We start from the raw sequence: 23,487 nt of genomic DNA, 5'->3' as shown, positions 1-23,487 counted from the left end.
CGCCGGCCGTGGCCGCGGCGACATGCCCCGATGAGCGAGCTGCGTTCCCTGCACACCCTGCTGGAGCTTGAGGAGCGCCGGCGCGACCAGGCGCTGGCGCATCTGCGCCAGGTGCAGTCGCGGCTGCAGCAGGCCCAGGCCCAGGCCGAGCAGCTGGACCAGTACCGCGGCGACTACCAGCAGCGCTGGTCCGCGCAATTCAGCACCGCGGGCACGGACATGGCGACGCTGCAGTGCTACCAGAGCTTCGGCGACCGGCTGGAGCAGGCGGTGACGCAGCAGGAGCACATCCGCAACCTGGCGCAGACGCAGTTCGACCGCGCGCGCCAGGCGCTGCTGGCGCAGGAGACGCGCGTGGCGGCCGTCAGCAAGTTGATCGCGCGCCGGCAGGCACAGGCACGCCTGGCCGAGGACCGGCGCGAGCAAAAGCGCAACGACGAGGCCGCCGGCCGTACCGCGGGCCTCGGGTCCTGGAACCACCCCAGTGGAGCGCTCGCATGAGCACCTCAGTGAACAAGTTGCCTTCCACGCCCCTCGCGGCAGCCGCCGCGGGCCGCCCCGGCAAGGCCGCCCCTGCGGGCATGCCGCGCGCCGGCCAGGCCGGCGACACGGATTTCAAGCGCGCCCTGCAGGCGGCCGGGCTGCAGCAGGACGCCGTGGCCGGCGACGACACCGATGCGGCGCCCCGGCGCGGCGCGGCGCGGCGCAAGGCGGAGGACATCGCGACGGCGCCCGAACTCGCGGCAGCCGCCGCGGTCCAGGCCACCCCGCCCGCCCTGCCCGCTGCGGACACCGCGACGGCGCCGGGCCTGCCGGCGCTGCTGGCGCAGTTCGGCCGCCCGGCCGAAGCGCCGGTCGGCCCGTCCGCGGCTGCGGACGCGGTGCCGGAAGCCGCCGGCGGCCACAGCGCCATCGGCACCACCAGTACCACCGGCGGCGCCGCCGTCACCGCCACGACGGCCACGGGCAGCACCGCCCCTGTCACGGCAACGGACACCGCCGCCGCCGCGGCCACCCGCAACGCCGCCCCACCTGCCGGCATGGCCCCCGGCCTCGCGGCTCCCGCCATGGGCCGCGGCGCCACGACGGCAGCCGCCCCGGCGTCCGCTGGTGTCCCGGCCACCGGCACCCAGTCCACCCGGCCCGGCAGCGCAGCCGCCACCCCGGCGGGCTCCCGCGGGGCCGCCACCGGCACGGCAGCCGGCGCCACAGGGACCACGGTCGCCGCGCCGGTGCGTTCCGGCACGGCGGCCGGCAGCCGGGCCGCCGCCTCGTCTCCCGCCGCAGCAACCGCCCCGGCGCATTCAGGCAGCGCCGCCACCGGTGCCGCGGCCAACCTGCCCACGCGTGCCGGCAGCGCCGCCATCGGCGACGCCCCCACCCTCACGGGCACCGCGGCGATGGCCCCGGCCCATCCGGCCACGGCCACCATTGGCGCGGCCCATGCCGTCACCGGTGCCGCGGCCGACGTGCCCACGCGCGCCGGCAGCGCCATCTCCGGCGGCGCCCCTGCGCTCGCCGGCACGGCGGCCGTGACTCCCGGCTCCGGGGCGGCCGTCACCGGCGCCCTGCCCGCCGCCGTCGGCGCCACCGGTCCGGGGCTGGCCCAGGCGAGCTTCGGCACCGCCGTCGCGCCGGCCGCCGGCCGCCGGAGCGCGGTCGCGCAGGCGGCCCCGGCCACCCGGCAAGACGCAACGGAAACAGCAGCGGCTCAAGCGCCGCAAGGCACGGTCCGGCCGGCGCGCGCCGTACCGGAAACCGCCCGGCAGCCCACCGAACCCGCCGGCACGGCGGCGGGGCTTGCCACGGCAGCAACGGCCACCGTGACCGCCGCGGCAACGCCAGCCAGGACGACAGCGCCGGCCGCCCAGGCCGCGCCGCGCCCCGAAGCCGCCGCCGAAGCGGTGGTGTCGGCCGCCATCGGCGCCACGGCCATGGCTGCAGCCGCACCGAACCGCAGCGGCCCGCAGGCGCCGCCGGCAGGCGCGCGCGCCAACCCCGGGGCCGAGCGTGGCCTGCGCGCCGTACCGCCCTTCCAGGCCCCGGCCCAGGCGGGCGCCGGTGCACGCGCGGGCGGCGACGCGGGCGGCTCGGTGCCGGCCGCGGTGTCCGTGGCGCCCGGCGCGGGTGCCCCGGCTACTGCGCCCGCGGCAGGCCTGGACCGCACGCCCGCGGCCGAGCAGCCCCCGTTGCAGCCGACCGCGCCGGTGGCGCTGCCGGTGGCCACGGCCGACGCCGCCACGACGGCCGCCGCGCCGGTGCCGCAGGACACGCCCGGCACGCCCTTCTCCGCGTACCTGGCCGCGACGCTGGGCTCGCCGGCCTTCGCGCCGGCGCTGGGCACGCAGCTGCGGATGCTGGTGCGCGAAGGCATCGGCCAGGCGCAGCTGGAGCTCAACCCGGCCGACATGGGCCCGGTGTCGGTGCGCATCGAGCTCGATGGCCAGCAGGCGCATGTGGAGTTCGGCGCCGACCTCGCCGCCACGCGCGCGGCGCTGCAGGACAGCCTGCCGACGCTGGCGGCCGCCTTGCGCGAGGGCGGCTTCACGCTCTCGGGCGGCGGCGTGTCGGAGCGCCAGGCCGGCGGTGGCGGTGGCGGCCAGAACGCGCCGGACGGACGGCCGCGCCCGGACAACACGGGCCTGGCCGCGGCGCGCGGCGCCGGGGCACCGGCCCCCGCGCCGGTGGCCGCACCGCCTGCCGGACGCGGGCGCGGCGGGCTCGACATGTACGCCTGAGCCTCGCCGCCGCCGCGCGGGTACCGCCGGCCCAGCCCGCCGCTGGGCCGTTTAGCTGTCGTTTTCCCTGCTATTTCCGCCTTCGTCCCGGAGCATGGAACCGAATAATCCGGGCCACGCACCGACCGGGCCCCGCCCGGAATCCGCCGTCCACTGGAGCCTGAATGTCCGCTGCCGTCGCCGCCCTGGGAGCCTCGCTGAAGAAGGGCCGCATCAAGATCGTCCTCATCGCGGCAGCGGTGTTGTTGCTGCTGGGCGGCGGTGCGGCCTACCTCATCAACCGCTCGATGTCGGCCGATGACGAGGAGGTCGAGGTCGAGGTCCAGGACGCGCCCGAGGACGCGGACGCCGAGCAGTACGACCCCAGGAGCGCGCCCGTGTTCGTGCAGCTGGAGGTCTTCACCGTCAACCTCGCCGACCGCGACACCGACCGCTTCGCGCAGGTGGGCGTGACGCTGGAGGTGGAGGACCAGAAGGCGGTCGAGCAGATCAAGGCCTTCATGCCCGTGATCCGCAACAACATCCTGCTGGTGCTGTCGAACAAGAGCTCGGCGTCCGTGCGCGACGAGCCGGGCAAGCGCCGCCTGGCCGCCGAGCTGCGCGCGCAGGCGCTGCGCCCGCTGGGCTACGAGGTCAATCCCGACGACCTGGTCGAGGAGCCCGCCCCCGGCGCCAGCGCGCCCGCAGGCAGCCGGCCGCGCAAGCCGCGCCGGCTCATGGCACTGCCGATCAAGGCCGTGCACTTCTCCAACTTCATCGTCCAGTGAGGCAGGGATGAACCAGCAGTTCCTCTCCCAGGACGAAGTCGATGCGCTGCTGCAGGGCATCACCGGCGAGAGCCAGAAGCTGGAGCAGGAGGAGGCGCCCACCGGAGCGGTGCGCACCTACGACATCGCCAGCCAGGAACGCATCGTGCGTGGGCGCATGCCCACGATGGAGATCATCAACGAGCGTTTCGCGCGCAACGTGCGCGTGGGGCTGTTCAACTTCATCCGCAAGAGCCCCGAGGTGGCCATCGGCGGCATCAAGGTGCAGAAGTACAGCGCCTTCCTGCGCGAGATCGTGGTGCCCACCAACATCAACATCGTCTCGGTGCGGCCGCTGCGCGGCTCGGGGCTGATCGTGTGCGAGCCCAACCTGGTGTTCGCCGTGATCGACGCGCTGTTCGGCGGCACGGGGCGCTTCCACACCCGCATCGAGGGCCGCGACTTCAGCCCCACCGAGCACCGCGTCATCACGCGGCTGCTGGAGGTGATCATCACCGAGTACAAGAAGGCGTGGACGGGCATCTACCCGTTGGAGCTGGAGTACCAGCGCTCGGAGATGCAGCCGCAGTTCGCCAACATCGCCACGCCCAGCGAGATCGTGGTGGCCACGAGCTTCACGCTGGAGATCGGCACCACCGCCGGCTCCATCCATTTCTGCATTCCCTACTCCACGCTGGAGCCCATCCGCGACGTGCTGTACTCGTCGGTGCAGGGCGACTCCACCGAGCCCGACCGGCGCTGGGTGAACCTGCTCAAGACGCAGCTGCAGGCCGCGGAGGTGGATCTGGTGGCCGAGCTCGCCCACGCGCCGGCCACGGTCGAGCAGCTGCTGTCGCTCAAGGCGGGCGACTTCATCGAGCTCGACCGCACGCCCCTCATCCAGGCCAAGGTGGACGGCGTGCCGGTGCTCGAGGCCCAGTGCGGCACGCGCAACGGCAAGTACGCCATCAAGGTCGAACGACTCATCTCCAGCTCCACCATCAGCTGGATCGGAGACCAACAACATGGCAGTTGAACAAGCAACCCTGTCCGAGGAGGACCGCATGGCCGCCGAGTGGGAGGCCGCGCTGGCCGAGGCCCGCTCCGACACGGCCGCCGTCACCGCCCAGGAGGAGGTGCCGATGCCCCAGGCCAAGCCCGCCTCCTTCGCCGACTTCGGCGCCGCCGAGATGCAGAGCCCGGCCGGGATCAACGACATCAACATGATCCTGGACATCCCGGTGCAGCTCACCGTGGAGCTGGGCCGCACGCGGATTCCCATCAAGCACATCCTGCAGCTGGCCCAGGGCTCCGTGGTGGAGCTGGAGGCCATGGCCGGCGAGCCCATGGACGTGCTGGTCAACGGCTACCTCATCGCGCAGGGCGAGGTGGTGGTGGTCAACGAGAAGTTCGGCATCCGCCTCACCGACATCGTCACGCCCAGCGAGCGCGTGCGCCGGCTCAGCCGCAGCTGAGGCGAGCCCGCCGATCTTTGGAACTCCGTATTCCGTTCGTCCTGAGGTATCGAAGGATGAACGGCCCCTGCCGTGCGGCAGGTCGCAAGAGCCTTCCGGATTCGCCCTTCGATACCTCAGGGCGAACGTGACCGTGAACCAACAAAGCTGACGGGCTGCATTGCGGCCTGTCGGATTCGTCCTTCGATACCTCAGGACGAACGGGTCAACAGGGTCCGGGAACTCCGCGAGTTCCGCACGAGGCCGCGGCGCCACGCCGCTTCCCGGCCTCTGTACCCGGCTCGTCGTCTGCATGAAAGCAGGTTTTCCATGAACACCGGATGGCTGTCGCTGTTGTGGTTCCTGGCCGTGCTGGCGCTCATTCCCGTGGCGCTGTGGCTGCTCAAGCGCACGCCGCTGGCGCAGGGCGCGGGCACGCCCGGCGTGATGCGCACCGTGGCCGTGCTGCCGCTGTCCCCCGGCCAGCGCCTGGTGACGGTGGAGGTGGGCAGCGGCGAGGAGCGGCGCTGGCTGGTGCTGGGCGTGACGGCGCAGCAGATCAGCACGCTGCACACCATGGCGCCGCAGGCCGACGCCCCCGCCGCCGCGCCGCCCGCGCCCGCCTCCTTCGCGCAGCTGCTGCGCCAGCTGCGCTCCCGCGACTGACCGCCCCACCATGAAAGTCCACCTCTCCCGCCGGTGCCGCCAGGCGCTGGCCGCCACGGCGCTGCTGCTGGCCGGCGCGGCGCTGCCCGCCCTGGCGCAGCAGCAGGGCGCGCCCGGCACGCTGCCGCTGGTCATCGGCCAGGGCGCGGGCGGCACGAGCTACTCGGTGCCGATCCAGACGCTGCTGTTCTTCACCGCGCTGAGCTTCCTGCCCGCGATGCTGCTGCTGATGACGGGCTTCACGCGCATCGTCATCGTGCTGGGGCTGCTGCGCCAGGCGCTGGGCACGCAGGCCACGCCGCCCAACCAGGTCATCATCGGCATGAGCCTGTTCCTGACCTTCTTCGTGATGAGCCCGACGCTGGACCGCATCTACGAGCAGGCCTGGCAGCCCTACAGCGCCGGCGAGATCACGATGGTGCAGGCGATGGAGCGCGGGCAGGAGCCGCTGCGTGCGTTCATGCTCAAGCAGACGCGCCACAGCGACGTGCAGCTGTTCTCGCGCATGGCCAAGCTGCCCGAGGGCACCCCGGCGGCGCAGCTGCCGCTGCGGGTGCTGGTGCCGGCCTTCGTCACCAGCGAGCTCAAGAGCGCCTTCCAGATCGGCTTCCTGATCTTCATCCCCTTCCTGATCATCGACATGGTCGTGGCCAGCGTGCTCATGAGCCTGGGCATGATGATGCTCAGCCCCGTGCTGGTGGCGCTGCCCTTCAAGCTCATGCTGTTCGTGCTGGCCGACGGCTGGAACCTGCTGCTGGGCTCGCTGGCGGCGTCCTTCGCCCAATGACTTCCCGCGCGCGCCGGCTCCGCGACGGGACCGGCGCGCAGGCGGCAACCCCACACTGATTGAAAGCGCAACCATGGATGCAACCCAGGTCTTCACGGTCGGGCAGCAGGCCCTCTTCACGCTGCTGATGGTGTGCGCGCCCATCCTGCTGGTGATCCTGGCGGTGGGCGTGGTGGTGAGCGTGCTGCAGGCGGCCACGCAGATCAACGAGGCCACGCTGTCCTTCGTGCCCAAGATCGTGGCGGCGGTGGCGGTGCTGGCCGTCGCGGGCCCGTGGATGATGACCACGCTGGTGGACTTCCTGCAGCGCACGCTGCAGTCGATTCCGAGCGCGGTGGGCTGATTCAGTCTTTCGTCCCGCTGGCGAGTTGAACCGTTCGCCCTGAGGTATCGAAGGGTGAATCCGCGCGGCTGCCATGGCAACTGCACAGCGAGGGCCGTTCATCCTTCGATACCTCAGAACGAACGGAATACCTCGCGGGCGAGCAGCATAGGAATGAGCCGTTGATCACCTTCACCGAAGCCCAGCTGCTGCAGTGGCTCACGCCGCTGCTGTGGCCGCTGCTGCGCGCGCTGGCGCTGCTGTCGGCCATGCCGGTGCTGGGCACGCGCATGGTGCCCGCGCGGGTGCGCGTGGGGCTGGCGCTGCTGCTGGCGCTGGCGGCGCAGGCCGGCCTGCCGCCGATGGCGCCGGTGCCGCTGGACTCGCCCCTGGCCGTCACGCTGGTGGTGCAGCAGCTGCTGGTGGGCATCACGCTGGGCTTCGCGGTGCGCATCGTGTTCGCCGCGGTGGAGTTCGCCGGCGAGGTGATGGGCCTGCAGATGGGCCTGAACTTCGCGGGCTACTTCGACCCGGTCAGCGCCAGCGCGGGCACGGCCACGGGACGGCTGTTCGGCACGCTGGTGGCGTGGCTGTTCGTGGTGGTCAACGGCCACCTGGTGGTGCTGGCGGCGCTGGTGCGCAGCTTCGAGGCCTTCCCGGTCGGCGACCAGCCCTTCGCCTTCCTGGTGCGGCTGCAACCGCACGCGTGGGGCACGGAGATCTTCACGCTGGGGCTGTGGATCGCGCTGCCGATGATCGCGATGCTGCTGTTCGTCAACCTGGTGCTGGGCGTGATCTCGCGCGTGGCCTCGCAGCTCAACGTGTTCTCAATCGGCTTTCCCATCACGCTGGGCGTGGGGCTGCTGGGCATGCTGGCGACGCTGCCGCTGCTGGAGCAGCCGTTCATGCTGACGCTGGAACGCATGCTCGCGCGCTTCCAGTGAGCCGGCGCGCCTGAGCCGATCCCGCGGCCCCCGAGGCCGCTTTTTTTCGCCCCGCCGTGCCGGGCGCCTCCCCCATTCGGCCGGCCCTCCCCCCCGCGCCTCCCCCGTCCTCCCCCCCGCGCGCGCCCCCATGCCAGCCGCTCCCAGGAGGGACGCGCCGCGAGACGTCAATACCTAATCTTCAGGCCAGTTCGGTACGCATCGCCCCTCGCTGAAGTCACCGGACCGCTTCCACCCCCCTGAGCAACAAAGAGGTCTTCCAAATGAACGCTGCTTCCATCACCGCCGTTGCCGCCGCCAGCCTCGCCGTCTTCGCCGCCCACACGGCGCAGGCCCAGTCCGTTGCCCTGACGCGCGGCGCGCAGGTGCAGGCCGCGGCCGAGTTCAGCGACGCGGAGCTGCTGTCGGCCAAGTCGCCCATGCCCAAGGTCAGGTACCTGCCGGCCTCGGCCTTCGACTACAACGCCGCCGCCGCCGAGGCCCAGAGCCGCGGCGTGGCAGTGGACAAGCCCGGCAAGCGCCCGGTGGCCTCGGCCCAGGGCCTGATGACGCGGCGCCAGATCAGCGCCGCGGCGCTGGCGGCGGCGCAGGTCGATGACGAGGTGCGCCCCGAGGCCGTGGGCACGGGCGGCATCCACTTCACCTCCACGCGCACCTATCCGCGCGCCCAGGACTGGACCTACCCCAGCAGCACCGTGGGCAAGCTGTTCTTCAAGGACGCCGCCGGTTACTCCTACATCTGCTCGGGCGCGATGATCCGCCCCGGCGTCGTGGCCACCGCCGGCCACTGCGTGCACAGCGGCCGGCCCGGCGGCTGGTACAACAGCTTCGTGTTCATCCCCGGCTACAGCCGCGTGGGCACCACCGAGACCCGTCCCTTCGGCACCTGGAGCAACTGGGCCAACGTGCGCACCACCGCGGCCTGGGCCAACGGCGGCGGCACCGTCCCCAATGCCGGCGACTGGGCGCTGATCGTCTTCAACCGCGACGCCAACGGCAAGCGCATCGGCGACTACACCGGCTTCATGGGCTACCAGTACCCGTCGATGATCGGGCGCCACCTCACGGTGCTGGGCTACCCGGCCAACCTCGACGGCGGCACGCAGATGCACCGCGTGGAGAGCATGGCCAACAACGGCGGCACCAACAACGGCATCTGGGGCTCGGACATGACCGGCGGCTCCAGCGGCGGCCCGGTGGTGCTCAACTTCCGCCAGGACTACGTGGGCCTGACCACTTCCACGCAGGACAACGGCGCCGTGCGCCTGGTCAGCAACGTCTCCTGGGGCTACACCTCGCCCACCGTGCAGGTGCAGGGCGGCTCGCAGTTCGACAGCAGCTGGGGCTCCATGCTCAGCGCCACCTGCACCGCCTACAGCTGGGCCTGCTGAAGCCCCGCACCAGCAATACAAGCGGAGGGAGATGGGGCGGCCCCGCCGGGGCCGCCCTTTTTTGCGCGCGCGGCCGCGTCGCCGGGCCGGCGGCCGCTCACTGCCCCACCAGCCCGTTGCGGATGGCGTAGACGGTGAGCTCGGAGTTGTTGGACAGCCCCAGCTTCTCCAGCACCCGGGCGCGGTAGACGCTGACGGTCTTGGGGCTGAGCATGAGCTCCTCGGCGATGTCCGACAGGCGCTTGCCCGAGGCGATCATCACCAGCGTCTGCAGCTCGCGGTCGGAGAGCTTCTCGTGCGCCTGCTCCGCCGCGGGCGTGGTCAGGCTTTCGATGAGCATGTGCGCGATCTCGGGCGTGACGTTCTTGCGGCCCTGGGCCACGGTGCGCACGGCCTGCACGATCTGCTGCGGGTCGCCGCCCTTGTTGACGTAGCCGTAGGCGCCCGCGCGCAGCGCGCGGATGGCGTACTGGTCCTCGGGGTACATGCTCACGATGAGCACGCGCACCGGGCTGCCCTCGTCCTTGAGCGCGTGCAGCACGTCCAGGCCGCTGCGCCCGGGCAGGTTGATGTCGAGCACCAGGACGTCGCAGGTGGTGTGGCGCATGAGCGCGCGCAGCTCGCCGTAGTCGGCCGCCTCGCCCACGACCTCGATGTCGGACGCATCGGAGAGCGTGTCGCGGATGCCGCGCCGGATGAGCGCGTGGTCGTCGCACAGAATCACCTTGATCATGGAACTCCCCAGGGCGCGGCCTCGTCGGCCGCGTCGTCGCCGCTCTGGGCGGCCAATGGAATGGACAGGATGAGCGTGGTGCCGCCGCCGGGACGGGGGCCGAGGTCGATCCAGCCGCCGACGGTGCCCGCGCGCTCGTGCAGGCCGCGGATGCCGAAGCTCTGCGCCTTGGCCAGGTCCTCGCGGCTGAGGCCGCGCCCGTCGTCGCTGATCTCCAGCGACAGCACCCCCGCGCCCAGCGCCAGGTCGATCCAGACATGGCCGGCCCGGGCGTGCTTGTGGATGTTGGTCAGCGCCTCCTGCGCCGTGCGGTAGGCCACCAGCGGCACGCCCGCGGGCAGCTGCAGGCTGTCGTGGCTGGTGCGCAGGCTGCACTCGATGCCGGTGCGCCGCGCGAAGCCCTGCACCATCCACTGCAGCGCCGCCACCAGGCCCTGCTCCAGGATGGCCGGGCGCAGGTTCTGCATGATGCGCTTGCTGGCCTCGATGGCATGGGTGAGGCTCTCGCGCGCGGAGGCCAGGTGCGCCTGCGCCTCGGGGTTGGCGTTGTGCCGCTCCAGCCAGGCCAGCTCGAAGCGCAGCGCGGTGAGCGAGCCCCCCACGTCGTCGTGGATCTCGCGCGCGATGGCCACGCGCTCGGCCTCCACGCTGGTCTGCAGGTGCTGCGCCAGCTCGCGCAGCTGGCGCTGCGAGCGCGCCAGCAGCTCGTCGGCGCGCAGCTTGGCGCGGCGCATCTCGGCGGCCTGGATGGCGTTGTCCACCGCCGGCGCCAGCCGCGCCAGGTTGTGCTTGAGCAGGTAGTCGCTGGCGCCGTTGCGCATGGCCTCCACCGCCACGTCCTCGCCGATGGCGCCCGAGACCAGGATGAAGGGCAGCACCCGGGCGCCGTCCTCCTTGAGGATCTCCAGCGCGCGCAGCCCCGTGAAGCCGCCGGGCAGCATGAAGTCCGACAGCACCACGTCCCAGGGCTGCTGCAGCGCCTGCCGGTAGGCGGGCTCGGTCTCCACGCGCAGCGTCTGCACGGCCAGGCCGCCGTGGCGCAGGTGCGCCAACGCCAGCTCGTGGTCGAGCTCGGCGTCCTCGATGTGCAGCACGCGCAGGCAACGGGATGTCATGCGGCTGGAGTATCGCAAAGGCCGTAACAGCGGAATTGGACCCGGTTGCGCCCCGTCATCCGGGCACCGGACCCGCCGCGGCGCCCCAAGAATCGACGAGCCGGGCGCTGTGGCGCGCGCGGCGTGACATACGACGCGGTACGCGCCACTGCGCGGGCCGCCAGCGCCGTTGGCCGCTGCTGCCAACTTAAGTCAGGCCCGCGTACGCCGATAGACCGTCCAGCCTGCCATGGAGAAATAACGCATGCCTTCGATTCTTGCCGTCGACGACTCGACCTCGATGCGCCAGATGGTGTCCTTCACGTTGAAGAACGCCGGCTTCCAGGTGGTCGAGGCGGTGGACGGCCTGGATGCCTGGGACAAGGCCGACAGCCGCAACTTCGACCTCGTCCTGACCGACCACAACATGCCGCGCATGGACGGCATCACGCTCACGCGCAAGCTGCGCCAGCACCCCAAGTTCGGCCGCACGCCCATCCTCATCCTCACCACCGAGTCCAGCGACGAGATGAAGCGCGCCGGCCGCGAGGCCGGGGCCACCGGCTGGATGGTGAAGCCCTTCGACCCCGCCAAGCTGATCGAAGTGATCGGCAAGGTCATTCGCTGAACGCCCCCCCGGAGAGTCACCTCATGGGCGAGACAACATCCGACAACAGCCTGGACGCCGGCATCGACCTGAGCCAGTTCTACCAAGTCTTCTTCGAGGAGGCGCTGGAGAACCTGGAGCGCATGGAGCAGATGCTCCTGGAAGTGGACATCACGGCCGCCGACGACGAGGCGCTCAACGCGATCTTCCGCTGCGCGCACTCGGTCAAGGGCGGCGCCGCGACCTTCGGCTTCAACGACGTGGCCGAACTCACGCACCAGATGGAAACGCTGCTGGACCGGCTGCGCCGCCACGAGCTCCAGCCCGACAACGCGATGGTGGACGTGCTGCTGCAGTCCGGCGACGCGCTGCGCGCGCAGCTCGCGCGCCACGAGGCCGGCGGCGCCGGCGACCCGGTGGACACCACCGAGCTGCGCCAGCGCATCCGCGCCATGGCCGAGGGCCGCGGCGCCCCGGCACCGGCCGCGGCCGCGCCGGCCCCGGTGGCCCCGCCCGCCCCGGCCCCCGCGCCCGTGGTCGAGGCCGCCCCGGCCGAGGTGGTCGAGGCCGCGCCGGCCGTTGACGCCAAGCCCTGCCCGGTGCGCGAGCTCGAGCTCACGGTCGGGCCGCTGCAGCAGCCCGAGCAGGCCGACAACCTGGCCGAGCTGTTCAAGGAGATTCCCGACTTGGGGCTCTTGGAGCCGCTGGACGGCGGCCACGCCGCCGACGGCATGCGCCGCTTCAAGGTGCTGACCACCAGCAGCGACGACGAGCTGCTGGACCTGTTCACCTTCCACGTCGCGCGCGAGTCGATGCGCCTGGCGCCCATGCACAAGGGCTACGGCTTCCACGACGACGCCCCCGGCGCGCCGCCGCCCGAGCCGCACTGCGAGGGCTACGGCTTCTACGACGACGCCCCCGGCGCCCCCGGCGCGGCGGCCCCGGTGCCGGCGCCCGCCACCGGCACCGCCGTCACCCCGGCCGCGCCCGCCGAGATCACCGTGCCCACGCCCGCCGCCGGCCCCAAGCCCGCGGCGGTGCCGCGCGTGGACAAGGGCGAGTCCTCGACGCTGCGCGTGTCGGTGGAGAAGGTGGACCAGCTCATCAACCTGGTGGGCGAGCTCGTCATCACGCAGGCCATGCTGGCGCAGAACAGCAAGCAGCTCGACGGCGCGCTGCACCAGCAGCTCGTGGCCGGGCTGGCCGCGCTGGAGCGCAACACGCGCGACCTGCAGGAATCGGTGATGTCGATCCGCATGATTCCGATGTCGGTCGTCTTCAGCCGCTTCCCGCGCATGCTGCGCGACCTGGAATCCAAGCTGGGCAAGCGCATCGAGATGCACACCCAGGGCGAGGCCACCGAGCTCGACAAGGGGCTGGTGGAGAAGATCACCGACCCGCTCACGCACCTGGTGCGCAACAGCGCCGACCACGGCATCGAGCTGCCCGCCGAGCGCAAGGCGCGCGGCAAGGCCGAGCATGGCAGCATCACCCTGGTGGCCAGCCACCAGGGCGGCAACATCGTCATCGAGGTGCGCGACGACGGCCGCGGCCTGGACCGCGACAAGCTGCTCAGGAAGGCGCGCGAGCGCGGCCTGGACGCGCCCGACACGCTCAGCGACGCCGAGGTGTGGGGCCTGATCTTCGCGCCGGGCTTCTCCACCGCCGAGGTGGTCACCGACGTCTCCGGCCGCGGCGTCGGGATGGACGTGGTCAAGAAGAACATCACCGCGCTGGGCGGCACGGTGGAGATCGACTCCGCGCCGGGCCAGGGCATGAGCGTGAAGGTGCGGCTGCCGCTGACGCTGGCCATCATGGACGGCATGAGCGTGGGCATCGGCCAGGAGTGCTACATCGTCCCGCTGGCCAGCGTGGTCGAGTCCTTCCAGGTCAAGCCCGGCATGATCCGCGGCCTGGCCGGGGCGCGCGTGGTCGAGGTGCGCCAGGAGTACATGCCGGTGGTGGACATGCAGCGCATGTTCGACGTGCCGCGTCCGGGCATGGAGAACCCCAGCGACATGATGGTGGTGGTCGAGGCCGACGGCGGGCGCGTGGCGCTGCTGGTGGACGAGCTGCTCGGCCAGCAGCAGGTCGTGGTCAAGAACCTGGAGGCCAACTACCGCCGCGTGGACGGCATCTCCGGCGCGACCATCCTGGGCGACGGCCGCGTGGCGCTGATCCTGGACGTGGGCGGCCTGGTGCGCCGCTCGCGCAACCGGCTCATGGACGGCCACGCCTGACGGCCAGCCGCTGATCAAGCAACCAATAGCAGTTCTGGGGACCTGAATGATCAACGGCTGGATTCGCAGCTTTTCCATCCGCTTCCGCATGATCAGCGCCATCGCGATGGTGCTGGCCCTGCTGGCCGTGGTGTGCGGGGCGGGCCTCTGGGGGCTGACCAAGGTGCACGCCGTGGGCGACGGGTTCCTCCACGGCGCGCACGTCCAGGCCACGAAGGCGGCCGCGCTGCAGGAGCAGCTCGGCGCGATCCGGCGCTTCGAGAAGGACCAGGTCATCAATTACGAGAAGCCCGAGGTCGTCGCCCAGTACCACGCGAAGTGGATGGCCGCGATCCAGCAGGCGACCCGGATCGCGCAGGAGCTCGGCCAGGGCCCGGCCGACCCCGGCACCGCCGCGGCGGCGGCGATTGCCGCCGCGATCACCGACTACGCCGCCAAGGCCGAACCGGTGATGAAGCAACTGGCCGCCACCGCCTACGACACCGCCACGGTGGCCAACCGCCTGCTGGGCCCGGCCAAGGACGCCATCCATGCCACCGAGATCGAGGCGGGCAAGCTCGCGGCCCACGTGAGCGCGCAGCAGGCCGCCGCCGCGGCCGAGCTCGACGAGGCCTCGCATGTGGCCAACCTGCTCTTCGGCACGGCGGTGGTGCTGGCCATGGTCGTGGTGGTGCCGCTGACGCTGGCCAACATGGTGTCGATCTGCACGCCGCTGGCGCAGGCGCAGGCCGTGGCCGAGCGCATCGCCACGGGCGAGCTGTCGCAGGACATCGAGGTCAGCGGCAAGGACGAGACCGCGGCGCTGCAGCGCGCGCTGGCGAGCATGCAGCGCGCGCTGCAGTCGCTGGTGGGCGAGGTGCGCCAGACCGCCGCGTCGGTGCAGCTTGCCAGCTCCGAGGTGGCCTCGGGCAACAGCGACCTCTCCAACCGCACCGAGCAGGCCGCGTCGAGCCTGCAGCAGACGGCGTCGAGCATGCAGCAGCTCACCTCCACCGTGCGCGCCAGCGCCGAGGCCGCCGCCACCGCCAACCAGCTCGCCCACTCGGCCTCCGAGGTGGCGCAGCGCGGCGGCGAGGTGGTCAGCCAGGTGGTGAGCACCATGGACGGCATCCAGGCCGCGAGCCGGCGCATCGGCGACATCGTCGGCACCATCGACGGCATCGCCTTCCAGACCAACATCCTGGCGCTCAACGCCGCGGTGGAGGCCGCGCGCGCGGGCGAGGCCGGCCGCGGCTTCGCGGTGGTGGCCGGCGAGGTGCGCCACCTGGCGCAGCGCAGCGCCGAGGCCGCGCGCGAGATCCGGGCGCTCATCGGCCAGAGCGTGGCGCAGGTGGAAAACGGCTCGGCGCTGGTGCAGGACGCGGGCCGCACCATGGACGAGATCGTGCAGGGCGTGCGGCGCGTGTCGGACGTGATCGGCGAGATCAGCGCCGCCGCCGCCGAGCAAAGCGGCGGCATCGGCCAGGTCAACACCGCCGTGGTCGAGCTCGACCGCATGACGCAGCAGAACGCCGCGCTGGTGGAAGAGAGCGCCGCTGCCGCCCAGAGCCTGAGCGAGCAGGCCGTGCGGCTGTCGGAAGTGGTGGCGCGCTTCCGCACCGGCCGCGCCGAGCGGGACGCGCCCGGCGCCGTGGCGCTGGCCGAGCCGGTGCGCGGCGCGGCGCCGGCCCGTGCCCCGGCGGCCGCCACTCCTCCCCTGTCGTCCAAGGCCCTGGCCCGGGCCACGCCGGGGCGCGCGCGCCAGGGCGCGCCGGTGGCGAGCGCGGCCAAGGCGCCGGCAACCGACGCCGGCGAGTGGGAAAGTTTCTGAATCAACAGGCCCCGGCCTGACGCGCCGGACATGCCGGGACCCTGAAGAAAGTCATTGATGTCGAAAGTCGTTCTCTCGCTGGCCGCGCGGCTGCGCCTGATGGCGCTGGCCGTGACGCTGGCCCTGCTGGGCCTGGGCGCCTACACCGGCGTGGCGTTCCACGATGCCGCGCTGGACCTGCGCCTGGGCGCCACGCGCGCGGTGGTGCAGCAGTCGCTGTCCATCGCCCAGCGCTGGCAGGAGCAGGAGGCCACCGGCAAGGTCTCGCGCGCGCAGGCCCAGCAGCACGCCATGGACGAGATCCGCGCCATCCGCTACGACGGCAAGGAATATGTCTGGATCAACGACATGGTGGCGCGCATGGTGGCGCACCCGATCAAGCCCGAGCTCGAAGGCAAGGACATGTCGCAGACCCAGGACCCCGACGGCAAGCGGCTGTTCATGGAGTTCGTGGAAACCGTCAAACGCAACGGCTCCGGTTACGTGGACTACCTGTGGCCCAAGCCCGGCGAGCAGGCCAACAGCCCCAAGCGCTCCTACGTGGCGGGCTTCGCGCCCTGGAACTGGGTGATCGGCTCGGGCGTGTACACGGACGAGGTGCGCGCCGCGGCGTGGCGCTTTGCCGCGGTGAGCCTGGCCACGGCGCTGGTGGTGGGCCTGGTGGTGCTCGCCTTCGTGCAGCGCATGGCCAACGGGCTGCAGCGCCGGCTCGACAACGCGCAGCAGGCGCTGCAGGCCATCGCCGGCGGCGACCTGACGCGGCCGGTGAGCGCCGGGCGCGCCGACGAGATCGGGCGGCTGCTGCAGGCGCTGGAGCGCATGCGCCAGGACCTGGGCCGCATGGTGGCGCAGGTGCGCGCCGGCAGCGACGGCATCGGCGGCGCCTGCGCGCAGATCGCCAGCGGCAACGCGGACCTGGCCAGCCGCACCGAGCAGGCCGCCAGCGAGCTGCAGCGCAGCGCCGCGAGCATGCAGCAACTCGCCGGCGGCGTGCAGGCCAGCGCCGAGTCGGCCACCAGCGCGCACGCGCTGGCCGCCGGCGCCGCCGACGTGGCGCAGCGCGGCGGCGAGGTGGTGCACCGCGTGGTGGCCACCATGGACGAGATCCAGGCCGGCTCGCGGCGCATTGCCGAGATCACCGGCACCATCGACGGCATCGCCTTCCAGACCAACATCCTGGCGCTCAATGCCGCGGTGGAAGCCGCGCGCGCCGGCGAGGCCGGCCGCGGCTTCGCGGTGGTGGCCGGCGAGGTGCGCGCCCTGGCGCAGCGCTCGGCCGCCGCCGCGCGCGAGATCAAGGACCTCATCGGCGGCAGCGTGGACAAGGTGGAGGCCGGCAGCCGGCTCGTCACCGAGGCCGGCGGGACCATGGACGAGATCGTGTCGCAGGTGCGCCGCGTGGCGCAGCTCATCGGCGACGTGGGCGTGTCGCTGCAGCAGCAGGCCGAGGGTATCGCCCAGGCGCGCGACGCCGTGGGCCAGCTCGACACCCACACCCAGCAGAACGCCTCGCTGGTGGAGGAAACCGCCGCCGCGGCGCAGCACCTGCGCGAGCAGGCGCAGCGGCTGGAGTCGGCTGCGGCGGTGTTCCGGCTCGAAGGCATGGAGCACCTGCCCGCGGTCCGCACCGATGCCCGGACACAGGCCGCGGCGCTGATCGGGCGCGTGGCGGTTCGGGCAGCGCCCCCGTCCTCACTCCAGCCCCGGCCCCAGTCCAAGGCCGCGCCCGCGCCCAAGCCCGCGGCCGCCCCGTCCCCCGCCCCGGCCGCCTCCGGCGACGACGGCGAATGGGAGCAGTTCTGAAGTCCCTGAAAACCCCTCTGCCCCGCGCCGGCTGCCCGCCGCACGGGAGCTCCCTCAACACCCCGTGCGGCAGCGGCCGCACCTCATGCAGGAGTGACGCATGGAACTGATCAACAACCCCGCGCCCGCCACCGGTGGCGCCCTCCAGGTCGTGCAGCGCGGCGCCGCCCCCGTGGCCACCGCCGAGCCGCGCGGCGGCGAATACCTGACCTTCCGCCTCGGTGCGGAGGAGTACGGCATCGACATCCTGCGCGTGCAGGAGATCCGCTCCTACGAGCAGCCCACGCGCATCGCCAACGCGCCGGCGTTCATGAAGGGCGTGGTCAACCTGCGCGGCGTGATCGTGCCGGTGGTGGACCTGCGCCTGAAGCTGGGCTGCGACAGCGCCGAGTACAACAGCTTCACGGTGGTGATCGTGCTCAACGTGCGCGGGCGCATCGTGGGCGCGGTGGTGGACTCGGTGTCGGACGTGCTGCAGCTCAGCCGCGAGCAGATCCGCCCGGCGCCGGAGATGAACGCCACCGTGGACGCGAGCTTCATCACCGGCATCGGCGGCGTGGGCGAGCGCATGCTCATCCTCATGGACATCGAGGCGCTGATGAGCAGCTCCGACATGGGCCTGATCGACTCGGTGCGCTGACGCATTCCCGGGCCCGTTGCCCTTCAAGCAGTACCCGGGAGGGTCGATGACACGCTGGATCGCGGATCTGCCCATGGCACGCAAGTTCGTGCTGGTGGGATTGCTGGCCCTGGCCATGGTGGCGGTCCCCGCGACGCTGCTGCTGCAGCAGCAGTGGCAGGCGCTGCAGGAGCTGCGCTCGGAAGCGGCCGGGCTGGCCCAGGCCGGCGAGCTGCTCAAGCTGGTGCGGCTGACGCAGCAGCACCGCGGCACGGTGGCCGCCACGCAGGACGACGCGGCCGGCCGCGGCGCCCGCGCGGCCAAGCAGGCCGAGGTGGCCGCCGCGCTGGCGGCGACGCAGGCCGCGCTGGCCGGCCAGGGCGCGCTGGCGTCCCAGGCCGAAGCGCTCGGACGTGACTGGCAGGCACTGGTGCAGGCCCTGCCCGGCATGGCCAAGCCCGAGAGCTTCAGGCGCCACACGGCGCTGGTGGAGACGCAGCTGGCGCTGCTGGAGGCCATTGCCGACGGCAGCGGGCTGTCGCTGGACACCGAGGCGCGCAGCTACCACCTGGTCATGGGCACGCTCACCCACCTGCCCCAGCTCACCGAGCGGCTGGGCCAGGCCCGCGCGCGCGGCGCGGCGCTGCTGGCGCAGGGCCAGGCCTCGGCCGGCGAGCGCGCCGCCCTGGCCTCGCTGGCCGAGGTCGCGCGCGACCACCTCAGGGCCGCGCGCGGCGCCTTCGGCAAGGCCGGCGCCACCGATGCCCAGGTGCAGGCCGCCCTGCAGGCCCCGCTGCAGGCGGCGCTGTCGGCCTTCGACACGGGCCTGAAGCTCATCGACGACGGCGTGGTGCAGCCCGAAACCCTCAACCTTCCGGCACCGGAGTACTTCGCCGCCATCACGCGCGTGATCGACGCGCAGTTCGCGCTGGCGCAGTCCGCCTTCGGCGCGCTGGACACGGCGCTGGCCGAGCGCGTGGCCGCGCAGCGCCGGCTGCTGCTGCTGGTCAACGGCCTGGTCACGCTGTTCGGCGGCCTGGGCGTGGCGCTGCTGGTGTTCGTCACCCGCACCACGCGGCGCGCGGTGCGGGAGGCCGAGGCCGCGGCCAAGGCGTTGGAGCGCGGCGAGCTGCACCACGTGGTGCAGGTGCACTCGCACGACGAGGTCGGCCGGCTGTCGCAGGCGCTGCAGCACGCCATGCACTCGCTCTCGGGCATGGTGGTGGGCATCCGCCGCAGCAGCGAGTCGGTGAGCACCGCGGCGGTGCAGATCGCGCACGGCAACCTGGACCTGAGCCAGCGCACCGAGGAGCAGGCCTCCAACCTGCAGCAGACCGCGGCCTCGATGGAGCAGCTGCGCGGCATGGTGCAGACCAACGCCGAGAGCGCGCTGCAGGCCAGCGAGCTCGCCCGCGCGGCGCAGGACGCCGCGGGCGCGGGCGGCGCGGTGGTGCGCCGGGTGGTGAGCACCATGGACGAGATCACCACCTCCAGCCACCGCATCGTCGACATCATCGGCACCATCGACGCCATCGCCTTCCAGACCAACATCCTGGCGCTCAATGCCGCGGTGGAGGCCGCGCGCGCCGGCGAGCAGGGCCGCGGCTTCGCCGTGGTGGCCGGCGAGGTGCGCCACCTGGCGCAGCGCAGCGCAGAGGCCGCGCGCGAGATCAAGGCGCTCATCACCGAGAGCACTTCCAAGGTCGAGACCGGCAGCGCGCTGGTGCACGACGCCGGCCGCGGCATGGAGGAAATCGTCGCGCGCGTGCAGCAGGTGCACGCGCTCATCGAGCGCATCAGTACCGCGACGCAGGAGCAGAGCAGCGGCATCAGCCAGGTCGGCGACGCCGTGAGCCAGCTCGACCAGGTCACGCAGCAGAACGCCGCGCTGGTGGAGGAAAGCGCCGCCGCGGCCGAGAGCCTGCAGCAGCAGGCGCAGCGCCTGGTGGAGTCGGTCAGCGTCTTCCGCCTGGCGCCGCGGCAGGCCTGAGCCGGCGCCGTTCCTCACCCCGAACAGGGGCGGCGCCCCGGCGTGCCCGCCCCATAAAGCCCGGCCCCGTGAATATTTAGGTGCGCCAGTCCGGGGTATGGGCTTCGTATTCCTGGTCGGTGCCGGCCATATTGCCCACGGGTTTGCTGCAACCGATGAGGGAAAAGGCGGCCATCAGCACGACGGCGATCACGCGTTTGGACATTGGGATTTTCTCCTCAAGATCACGGCATTGGCCAGGTCTAGTGCAAACCCGATGCCGGCACCCGCAATCGAGGGGAAAAGAAATTCCCGAAGATACTTCCGATGACCCCTTGCGCTGCGGCGAGGCCGACTCTAAAGGTGAGCCTGGCCATATGCGGTGTTCCCGGGAGGAAAATACCATTCGCGCCTGGATATTCCCGGGACAAATATCCCGGGAATATCAACGGCGACGCCTATTCACAAATCCAGCACCAGCCGCGGCGACTTGGCGCGCGAGCAGCAGGGCGTGAACTGGTCGTTGGCCGCCTGCTCCTCGGGCGTGAGGTAGGCGTCGCGGTGGTCCACCTCGCCCTGCAGCACGCGCGTGAGGCAGGTGCCGCACACGCCCTGCTCGCACGACACCAGGATCTCCACGCCCGCCTCGGCCAGCGCCTGCGTCACGGTCTTGTCCGGGGCGATGGCGATGACGCGGCCCGAGCTGGCGAGCTGCACCTCGAAGCTGCCGTCGTCGGCGCGCGGCGCGGCGTCGGCGCCGGAGAAGAACTCCCAGTGCAGCTGCGCCTCGCCCCAGCCCTGCGCCCGCGCCGTGCCCAGCACCGCGTCCATGAAGCCCTTGGGCCCGCAGACGTAGAGGTGCGTGCCGGGCTGCGCCTGCATCAGCAGCCCGGGCAGGTCCAGGCGCTGCTCGGCGTCGCCGTCATCGAAGTGAAATTGCACCTTGTCGGCAAAGGCCGCGCCCTGGATTCGGTCCACGAAGGCGGTGCGCTCGCGTGAGCGCGCGGCGTAGTGCATCTCGAAGGAGGCGCCCATCACTGCCAGGCGCTCGGCCATGCACAGGATCGGCGTGACACCGATGCCCCCGGCCAGCAGCAGGCTCTTCTTGGCCTCGTGGGCCAGCGCGAAGTGGTTCTTGGGCGCGCTGATGCACAGCTCGTCGCCCTCCTGCACCGCGTCGTGCACGGCGATGGAGCCGCCGCGCGAGCCCGGGTCGCGCAGCACGGCAATGAGGTAGCGGTGCGTCTCGGCCGGGTCGTTGCACAGCGAGTACTGGCGCACGATGCCGCCGGGCAGGTGCACGTCGATGTGCGAGCCGGCCGAGAAGCCCGGCAGCGTGCTGCCGTCGGCGGCCACCAGCTCCAGGCTGCAGATGTCGGCGGCTTCGACCGCCTTGCGCGCCACGCGCACGCTCAGGGTGGGGCCGGTGCTCATTTCGCCATCTCCGCGGTGGAGGCAGCGGCGAGCCGGTCGGCCGACGCGCTGCGCTCGGCGGCCAGGACGCGGTCGATGACACGGCGCGACTGCACGCCGCCGGCGTCGATGTTGAGCATCAGCAGCTTCCTCTCGGGCCAGGTGCTGAGGTTGGCCTGCTGGCGCTCCAGCATCTGCAGGTCCTCGCCGAAGACCTTGCGCTGGCCCTCGCGGATGGCCACGGTCAGCGCCGGGTCCTGCGGCTTGAAGTGCCGCGCCATGCCCCAGAAGTAGTGATGCGAGGTCTCGGTCTCGGGCGTGATGAAGTCCACCACGATGGCGTAGACCTTCTTGTCCGCCGGCGCGTCGTAGCCGCCGTGGCCGGCCAGCGCCACGCCCACCTCGATCATCACGTGCGTGGGCGGGTTGAAGTGGCAGATCTGCCAGCGGTCCACGCGCTGGTCATCGGGCAGCCCGTGGCCGCGCAGCGCCAGCTTCCAGAACGGCGGCGCCTCGGGCAGCTCGTTCATGAAGCGGCTGGTGATGACGTGGTCGCCCTCGACCTTCGTGGTGCACGGCGTCTCGTCGATCTCCTTCTGGCCGATGGACGTGGAGTGCACGTAGGTCTCGTGCGTGAGGTCCATCAGGTTGTCGATCATGAGCCGGTAGTCGCACCTGACGTGGTAGTAGCCGCCGCCGTAGGCCCACTCGGGATCGTGGGCCCAGTGCAGGTCCGGGATGAGCGCGGGGTCGGCCTGGTCCTTGTCGCCGGGCCACACCCAGATGAAGCCGTGGCGCTCCACCGTGGCGTAGCTCTTGATGCACGGGAAGCCGCGCACACGCTGGCCCGGCATGGCGACGGCCTTGCCGTCACAGCCCATCTCCAGGCCGTGGTAGCCGCACACGAGCTTGCCGTCGGACACGTAGCCCAGCGACAGCGGCGCGCCGCGGTGCGGGCAGAAGTCCTCCACCGCGGCCGGACTGCCGTCGGCCTGGCGGTAGAAGACGATGGCCTCATTGCAGACCTTGCGGCCCAGCGGCTTGCCCTCGATCTCGTCGGGCGTGCAGGCGACGTACCAGGTGTTCTTGGGGAACATGTGTGTATCTCCTCTGGGATTCCAGCCAGTCGGTGGACGCATCGCGCCACGTCCCGCCCCGGGTCGCGGCAAGCCGTGCGCCGGCTCGGCAGGCGCCGCGATCGGTACGGGCGCCCCTGTCATTCAGAGCACTGAATATGTCATTCAGTGTACGGATCGTGGCTTTCTCGGGGAAGACGGTGCGGCTCAGGGCTTTCCCTAATCCGTGGCCCGGTCGATAGACACGCAAGCCGCTTGCTCAAGGCCCCGCAACCATGCCGATCCGCACTTTCCTCATCACCTTGACCGCCACGGTCCTCCTGCTGCTGGGCGGCTGCAGCACGCCGGTCGAGCCCCCGGGCGAGGCTTCAGGCGAACAGCAGACGGCACCCACCGGGGCCGGCGGCCGGGTCGTCACGCTGCCCACGCCGCGGCAGCGCCTGGTCTTCACCGCCCGGCAGGAATGGGCGCTGTGGGGCCGCGGCGTGTGGGACGCGGCCACCGACACCTACGAATGGCCCGCCGCCACGGCGCCGGGGCGCGAGCATGTCCCGGACTTCAGCAGCCGCGTGCTGCTGTACTGGCAGGCCCTCGACAACGGCGCCGGGTTGCAGGCCGAGGAGGCGCAGTACGGCGACGGCTCCCTGATCCCGTGGTCGGCGGTGTTCATCAGCTTTCTCGTGAAGGCCGCGGGCATCGGCGCCGAGCGCTTCCCGGGCAGCGCGCTGCACTGGCACTACATCAAGCACATCCACGACGCGCCCGACCCGCAGGGCTTCGAGGCGCTGGACGCCGCCACGACGCCGCCGGCGGTGGGCGACCTGATCTGCGCCCCGCGCGACGCGACCGCGCTGCGGGTGTGGTCCTTCGCGCAGCTGGCCGACCCCGACAGCCGCGGCGGCTACCACTGCGACGTGGTGGTGGAGATCGGCAACGGCACGCTGGGCGCCATCGGCGGCAACGTGCGCGACGCCGTCACCTGGACGCGCGTGCGGCTGCGCGAAGGCGGCTTGCTGGAGCCCTCGCCGCAGCGGCCGTGGATCGTGGTGCTGCGCAACCACCTGCCCTGAGCCGC

22 protein-coding genes are annotated in these 23,487 nt (G+C 72.0%); 17 read left to right on the top strand and 5 right to left on the bottom strand.

Annotated features, from left to right (window positions below; genetic code table 11):
• Positions 1-30: 30 nt before the first annotated feature.
• The 10 genes from fliJ to HHL10_RS07680 all read left to right on the top strand — a co-directional run bounded on the left by fliJ (position 31) and on the right by HHL10_RS07680 (position 9,048).
• Positions 31-501, top strand: a complete 471-nt coding sequence (gene fliJ / locus HHL10_RS07725; RefSeq protein ID WP_169159772.1) for a flagellar export protein FliJ — start codon at positions 31-33, stop codon at positions 499-501.
• Positions 498-2,738: a flagellar hook-length control protein FliK gene (locus HHL10_RS07720; RefSeq protein ID WP_169159771.1), complete on the top strand. Its 2,241-nt coding sequence runs from the start codon at positions 498-500 to the stop codon at positions 2,736-2,738. The genes fliJ and HHL10_RS07720 overlap by 4 nt, the downstream gene beginning before the upstream one ends.
• Positions 2,739-2,902: 164 nt before the next feature.
• On the top strand, positions 2,903-3,505 hold the full coding sequence (locus HHL10_RS07715; protein WP_169159770.1) for a flagellar basal body-associated FliL family protein: 603 nt from the start codon (positions 2,903-2,905) through the stop codon (positions 3,503-3,505).
• Positions 3,506-3,512: 7 nt separating this feature from the next.
• The gene (gene fliM, locus HHL10_RS07710; protein ID WP_169159769.1) at positions 3,513-4,520 is read left to right on the top strand and encodes a flagellar motor switch protein FliM; all 1,008 of its coding nucleotides are present in this window, start codon (positions 3,513-3,515) and stop codon (positions 4,518-4,520) included.
• Positions 4,510-4,959 (top strand): flagellar motor switch protein FliN, encoded by a 450-nt coding sequence (fliN, locus tag HHL10_RS07705; protein WP_169159768.1) that lies wholly within the window; start codon positions 4,510-4,512, stop codon positions 4,957-4,959. Before fliM ends, fliN begins: the two co-directional genes overlap by 11 nt.
• Before the next feature lie 309 nt (positions 4,960-5,268).
• Positions 5,269-5,604: a FliO/MopB family protein gene (locus HHL10_RS07700; RefSeq protein WP_169159767.1), complete on the top strand. Its 336-nt coding sequence runs from the start codon at positions 5,269-5,271 to the stop codon at positions 5,602-5,604.
• 10 nt (positions 5,605-5,614) lie between these two features.
• Complete coding sequence (fliP, locus tag HHL10_RS07695; RefSeq protein ID WP_169159766.1) at positions 5,615-6,391, top strand: flagellar type III secretion system pore protein FliP; 777 nt, start codon at positions 5,615-5,617, stop codon at positions 6,389-6,391.
• A 73-nt stretch (positions 6,392-6,464) separates the two neighbouring features.
• Positions 6,465-6,734 carry a flagellar biosynthesis protein FliQ gene (fliQ, locus tag HHL10_RS07690; protein WP_169159765.1) on the top strand — a complete coding sequence of 90 codons (270 nt, stop codon included), beginning with the start codon at positions 6,465-6,467 and terminating at the stop codon, positions 6,732-6,734.
• A gap of 161 nt (positions 6,735-6,895) precedes the next feature.
• The gene (gene fliR, locus HHL10_RS07685; RefSeq protein WP_169159764.1) at positions 6,896-7,657 is read left to right on the top strand and encodes a flagellar biosynthetic protein FliR; all 762 of its coding nucleotides are present in this window, start codon (positions 6,896-6,898) and stop codon (positions 7,655-7,657) included.
• 263 nt (positions 7,658-7,920) lie between these two features.
• Positions 7,921-9,048 carry a trypsin-like serine peptidase gene (locus HHL10_RS07680; protein ID WP_169159763.1) on the top strand — a complete coding sequence of 376 codons (1,128 nt, stop codon included), beginning with the start codon at positions 7,921-7,923 and terminating at the stop codon, positions 9,046-9,048.
• A gap of 97 nt (positions 9,049-9,145) precedes the next feature.
• Here HHL10_RS07680 and HHL10_RS07675 read toward each other — a convergent pair whose 3' ends face one another.
• Entirely contained in the window at positions 9,146-9,781 is a 636-nt protein-coding gene (locus HHL10_RS07675; protein WP_169159762.1) for a response regulator, read from the bottom strand.
• Positions 9,778-10,896 (bottom strand): hybrid sensor histidine kinase/response regulator, encoded by a 1,119-nt coding sequence (locus tag HHL10_RS07670; RefSeq protein ID WP_169159761.1) that lies wholly within the window; start codon positions 10,894-10,896, stop codon positions 9,778-9,780. Before HHL10_RS07670 ends, HHL10_RS07675 begins: the two co-directional genes overlap by 4 nt.
• 244 nt (positions 10,897-11,140) lie before the next feature.
• On the opposite strand from HHL10_RS07670, the gene HHL10_RS07665 reads away from it, so the two are divergent.
• The 6 genes from HHL10_RS07665 to HHL10_RS31130 all read left to right on the top strand — a co-directional run bounded on the left by HHL10_RS07665 (position 11,141) and on the right by HHL10_RS31130 (position 19,944).
• Complete coding sequence (locus HHL10_RS07665) at positions 11,141-11,503, top strand: response regulator (RefSeq protein ID WP_169159760.1); 363 nt, start codon at positions 11,141-11,143, stop codon at positions 11,501-11,503.
• 23 nt (positions 11,504-11,526) lie between these two features.
• Complete coding sequence (locus HHL10_RS07660; protein WP_169159759.1) at positions 11,527-13,722, top strand: chemotaxis protein CheA; 2,196 nt, start codon at positions 11,527-11,529, stop codon at positions 13,720-13,722.
• Between the two features lie 46 nt (positions 13,723-13,768).
• Complete coding sequence (locus HHL10_RS31135) at positions 13,769-15,532, top strand: methyl-accepting chemotaxis protein (RefSeq protein WP_310734548.1); 1,764 nt, start codon at positions 13,769-13,771, stop codon at positions 15,530-15,532.
• 57 nt (positions 15,533-15,589) lie between these two features.
• Positions 15,590-17,335 (top strand): methyl-accepting chemotaxis protein, encoded by a 1,746-nt coding sequence (locus tag HHL10_RS07650; protein ID WP_169159758.1) that lies wholly within the window; start codon positions 15,590-15,592, stop codon positions 17,333-17,335.
• 100 nt (positions 17,336-17,435) lie between these two features.
• Positions 17,436-17,975, top strand: coding sequence for a chemotaxis protein CheW (locus HHL10_RS07645; RefSeq protein WP_169159757.1), 540 nt, complete (start codon positions 17,436-17,438; stop codon positions 17,973-17,975).
• A 73-nt stretch (positions 17,976-18,048) separates the two neighbouring features.
• Positions 18,049-19,944, top strand: a complete 1,896-nt coding sequence (locus HHL10_RS31130) for a methyl-accepting chemotaxis protein (RefSeq protein ID WP_169159756.1) — start codon at positions 18,049-18,051, stop codon at positions 19,942-19,944.
• Positions 19,945-20,020: 76 nt separating this feature from the next.
• On the opposite strand, the gene HHL10_RS30965 is transcribed toward HHL10_RS31130, so the two are convergent.
• From HHL10_RS30965 to HHL10_RS07630, 3 genes are all read right to left on the bottom strand, one after another.
• Positions 20,021-20,149 carry a hypothetical protein gene (locus HHL10_RS30965; RefSeq protein WP_259373239.1) on the bottom strand — a complete coding sequence of 43 codons (129 nt, stop codon included), beginning with the start codon at positions 20,147-20,149 and terminating at the stop codon, positions 20,021-20,023.
• A gap of 236 nt (positions 20,150-20,385) precedes the next feature.
• A complete protein-coding gene (locus HHL10_RS07635) occupies positions 20,386-21,357 on the bottom strand; it encodes a PDR/VanB family oxidoreductase (protein ID WP_169159755.1) in 972 nt (323 codons plus the stop codon).
• Positions 21,354-22,433: a Rieske 2Fe-2S domain-containing protein gene (locus tag HHL10_RS07630; RefSeq protein WP_169159754.1), complete on the bottom strand. Its 1,080-nt coding sequence runs from the start codon at positions 22,431-22,433 to the stop codon at positions 21,354-21,356. Before HHL10_RS07630 ends, HHL10_RS07635 begins: the two co-directional genes overlap by 4 nt.
• A 254-nt stretch (positions 22,434-22,687) precedes the next feature.
• Here HHL10_RS07630 and HHL10_RS07625 point away from each other — a divergent pair, with 254 nt between their 5' ends.
• Positions 22,688-23,482 (top strand): DUF2272 domain-containing protein, encoded by a 795-nt coding sequence (locus HHL10_RS07625; RefSeq protein ID WP_169159753.1) that lies wholly within the window; start codon positions 22,688-22,690, stop codon positions 23,480-23,482.
• Positions 23,483-23,487 lie beyond the last annotated feature (5 nt).

Origin of the sequence: Azohydromonas caseinilytica, assembly GCF_012927045.1 — a bacterium.
Taxonomy (GTDB): Bacteria; Pseudomonadota; Gammaproteobacteria; order Burkholderiales; family Burkholderiaceae_C; genus Azohydromonas; species Azohydromonas caseinilytica.
The sequence above is the reverse complement of the archived record's forward strand: the minus strand, read 5'-3'. Positions and strand labels throughout refer to the sequence as shown.

What these genes read in the sequence shown, in the direction of transcription:
- HHL10_RS07660 (WP_169159759.1), top strand. Translation starts at nt 11,527, where the DNA reads ATGGGCGAGACAACATCCGACAACAGCCTGGACGCCGGCATCGACCTG.
- HHL10_RS07625 (WP_169159753.1), top strand. Translation starts at nt 22,688, where the DNA reads ATGCCGATCCGCACTTTCCTCATCACCTTGACCGCCACGGTCCTCCTG.
- HHL10_RS07630 (WP_169159754.1), bottom strand. Translation starts at nt 22,433, where the DNA reads ATGTTCCCCAAGAACACCTGGTACGTCGCCTGCACGCCCGACGAGATC.
- HHL10_RS07720 (WP_169159771.1), top strand. Translation starts at nt 498, where the DNA reads ATGAGCACCTCAGTGAACAAGTTGCCTTCCACGCCCCTCGCGGCAGCC.
- HHL10_RS07700 (WP_169159767.1), top strand. Translation starts at nt 5,269, where the DNA reads ATGAACACCGGATGGCTGTCGCTGTTGTGGTTCCTGGCCGTGCTGGCG.
- fliN (WP_169159768.1), top strand. Translation starts at nt 4,510, where the DNA reads ATGGCAGTTGAACAAGCAACCCTGTCCGAGGAGGACCGCATGGCCGCC.
- HHL10_RS07635 (WP_169159755.1), bottom strand. Translation starts at nt 21,357, where the DNA reads ATGAGCACCGGCCCCACCCTGAGCGTGCGCGTGGCGCGCAAGGCGGTC.
- fliJ (WP_169159772.1), top strand. Translation starts at nt 31, where the DNA reads ATGAGCGAGCTGCGTTCCCTGCACACCCTGCTGGAGCTTGAGGAGCGC.
- HHL10_RS31135 (WP_310734548.1), top strand. Translation starts at nt 13,769, where the DNA reads ATGATCAACGGCTGGATTCGCAGCTTTTCCATCCGCTTCCGCATGATC.
- fliQ (WP_169159765.1), top strand. Translation starts at nt 6,465, where the DNA reads ATGGATGCAACCCAGGTCTTCACGGTCGGGCAGCAGGCCCTCTTCACG.
- HHL10_RS07650 (WP_169159758.1), top strand. Translation starts at nt 15,590, where the DNA reads ATGTCGAAAGTCGTTCTCTCGCTGGCCGCGCGGCTGCGCCTGATGGCG.
- HHL10_RS07680 (WP_169159763.1), top strand. Translation starts at nt 7,921, where the DNA reads ATGAACGCTGCTTCCATCACCGCCGTTGCCGCCGCCAGCCTCGCCGTC.
- HHL10_RS07675 (WP_169159762.1), bottom strand. Translation starts at nt 9,781, where the DNA reads ATGATCAAGGTGATTCTGTGCGACGACCACGCGCTCATCCGGCGCGGC.
- fliM (WP_169159769.1), top strand. Translation starts at nt 3,513, where the DNA reads ATGAACCAGCAGTTCCTCTCCCAGGACGAAGTCGATGCGCTGCTGCAG.
- HHL10_RS30965 (WP_259373239.1), bottom strand. Translation starts at nt 20,149, where the DNA reads ATGTCCAAACGCGTGATCGCCGTCGTGCTGATGGCCGCCTTTTCCCTC.
- fliP (WP_169159766.1), top strand. Translation starts at nt 5,615, where the DNA reads ATGAAAGTCCACCTCTCCCGCCGGTGCCGCCAGGCGCTGGCCGCCACG.
- HHL10_RS07670 (WP_169159761.1), bottom strand. Translation starts at nt 10,896, where the DNA reads ATGACATCCCGTTGCCTGCGCGTGCTGCACATCGAGGACGCCGAGCTC.
- HHL10_RS07665 (WP_169159760.1), top strand. Translation starts at nt 11,141, where the DNA reads ATGCCTTCGATTCTTGCCGTCGACGACTCGACCTCGATGCGCCAGATG.
- HHL10_RS07715 (WP_169159770.1), top strand. Translation starts at nt 2,903, where the DNA reads ATGTCCGCTGCCGTCGCCGCCCTGGGAGCCTCGCTGAAGAAGGGCCGC.
- HHL10_RS31130 (WP_169159756.1), top strand. Translation starts at nt 18,049, where the DNA reads ATGGCACGCAAGTTCGTGCTGGTGGGATTGCTGGCCCTGGCCATGGTG.
- HHL10_RS07645 (WP_169159757.1), top strand. Translation starts at nt 17,436, where the DNA reads ATGGAACTGATCAACAACCCCGCGCCCGCCACCGGTGGCGCCCTCCAG.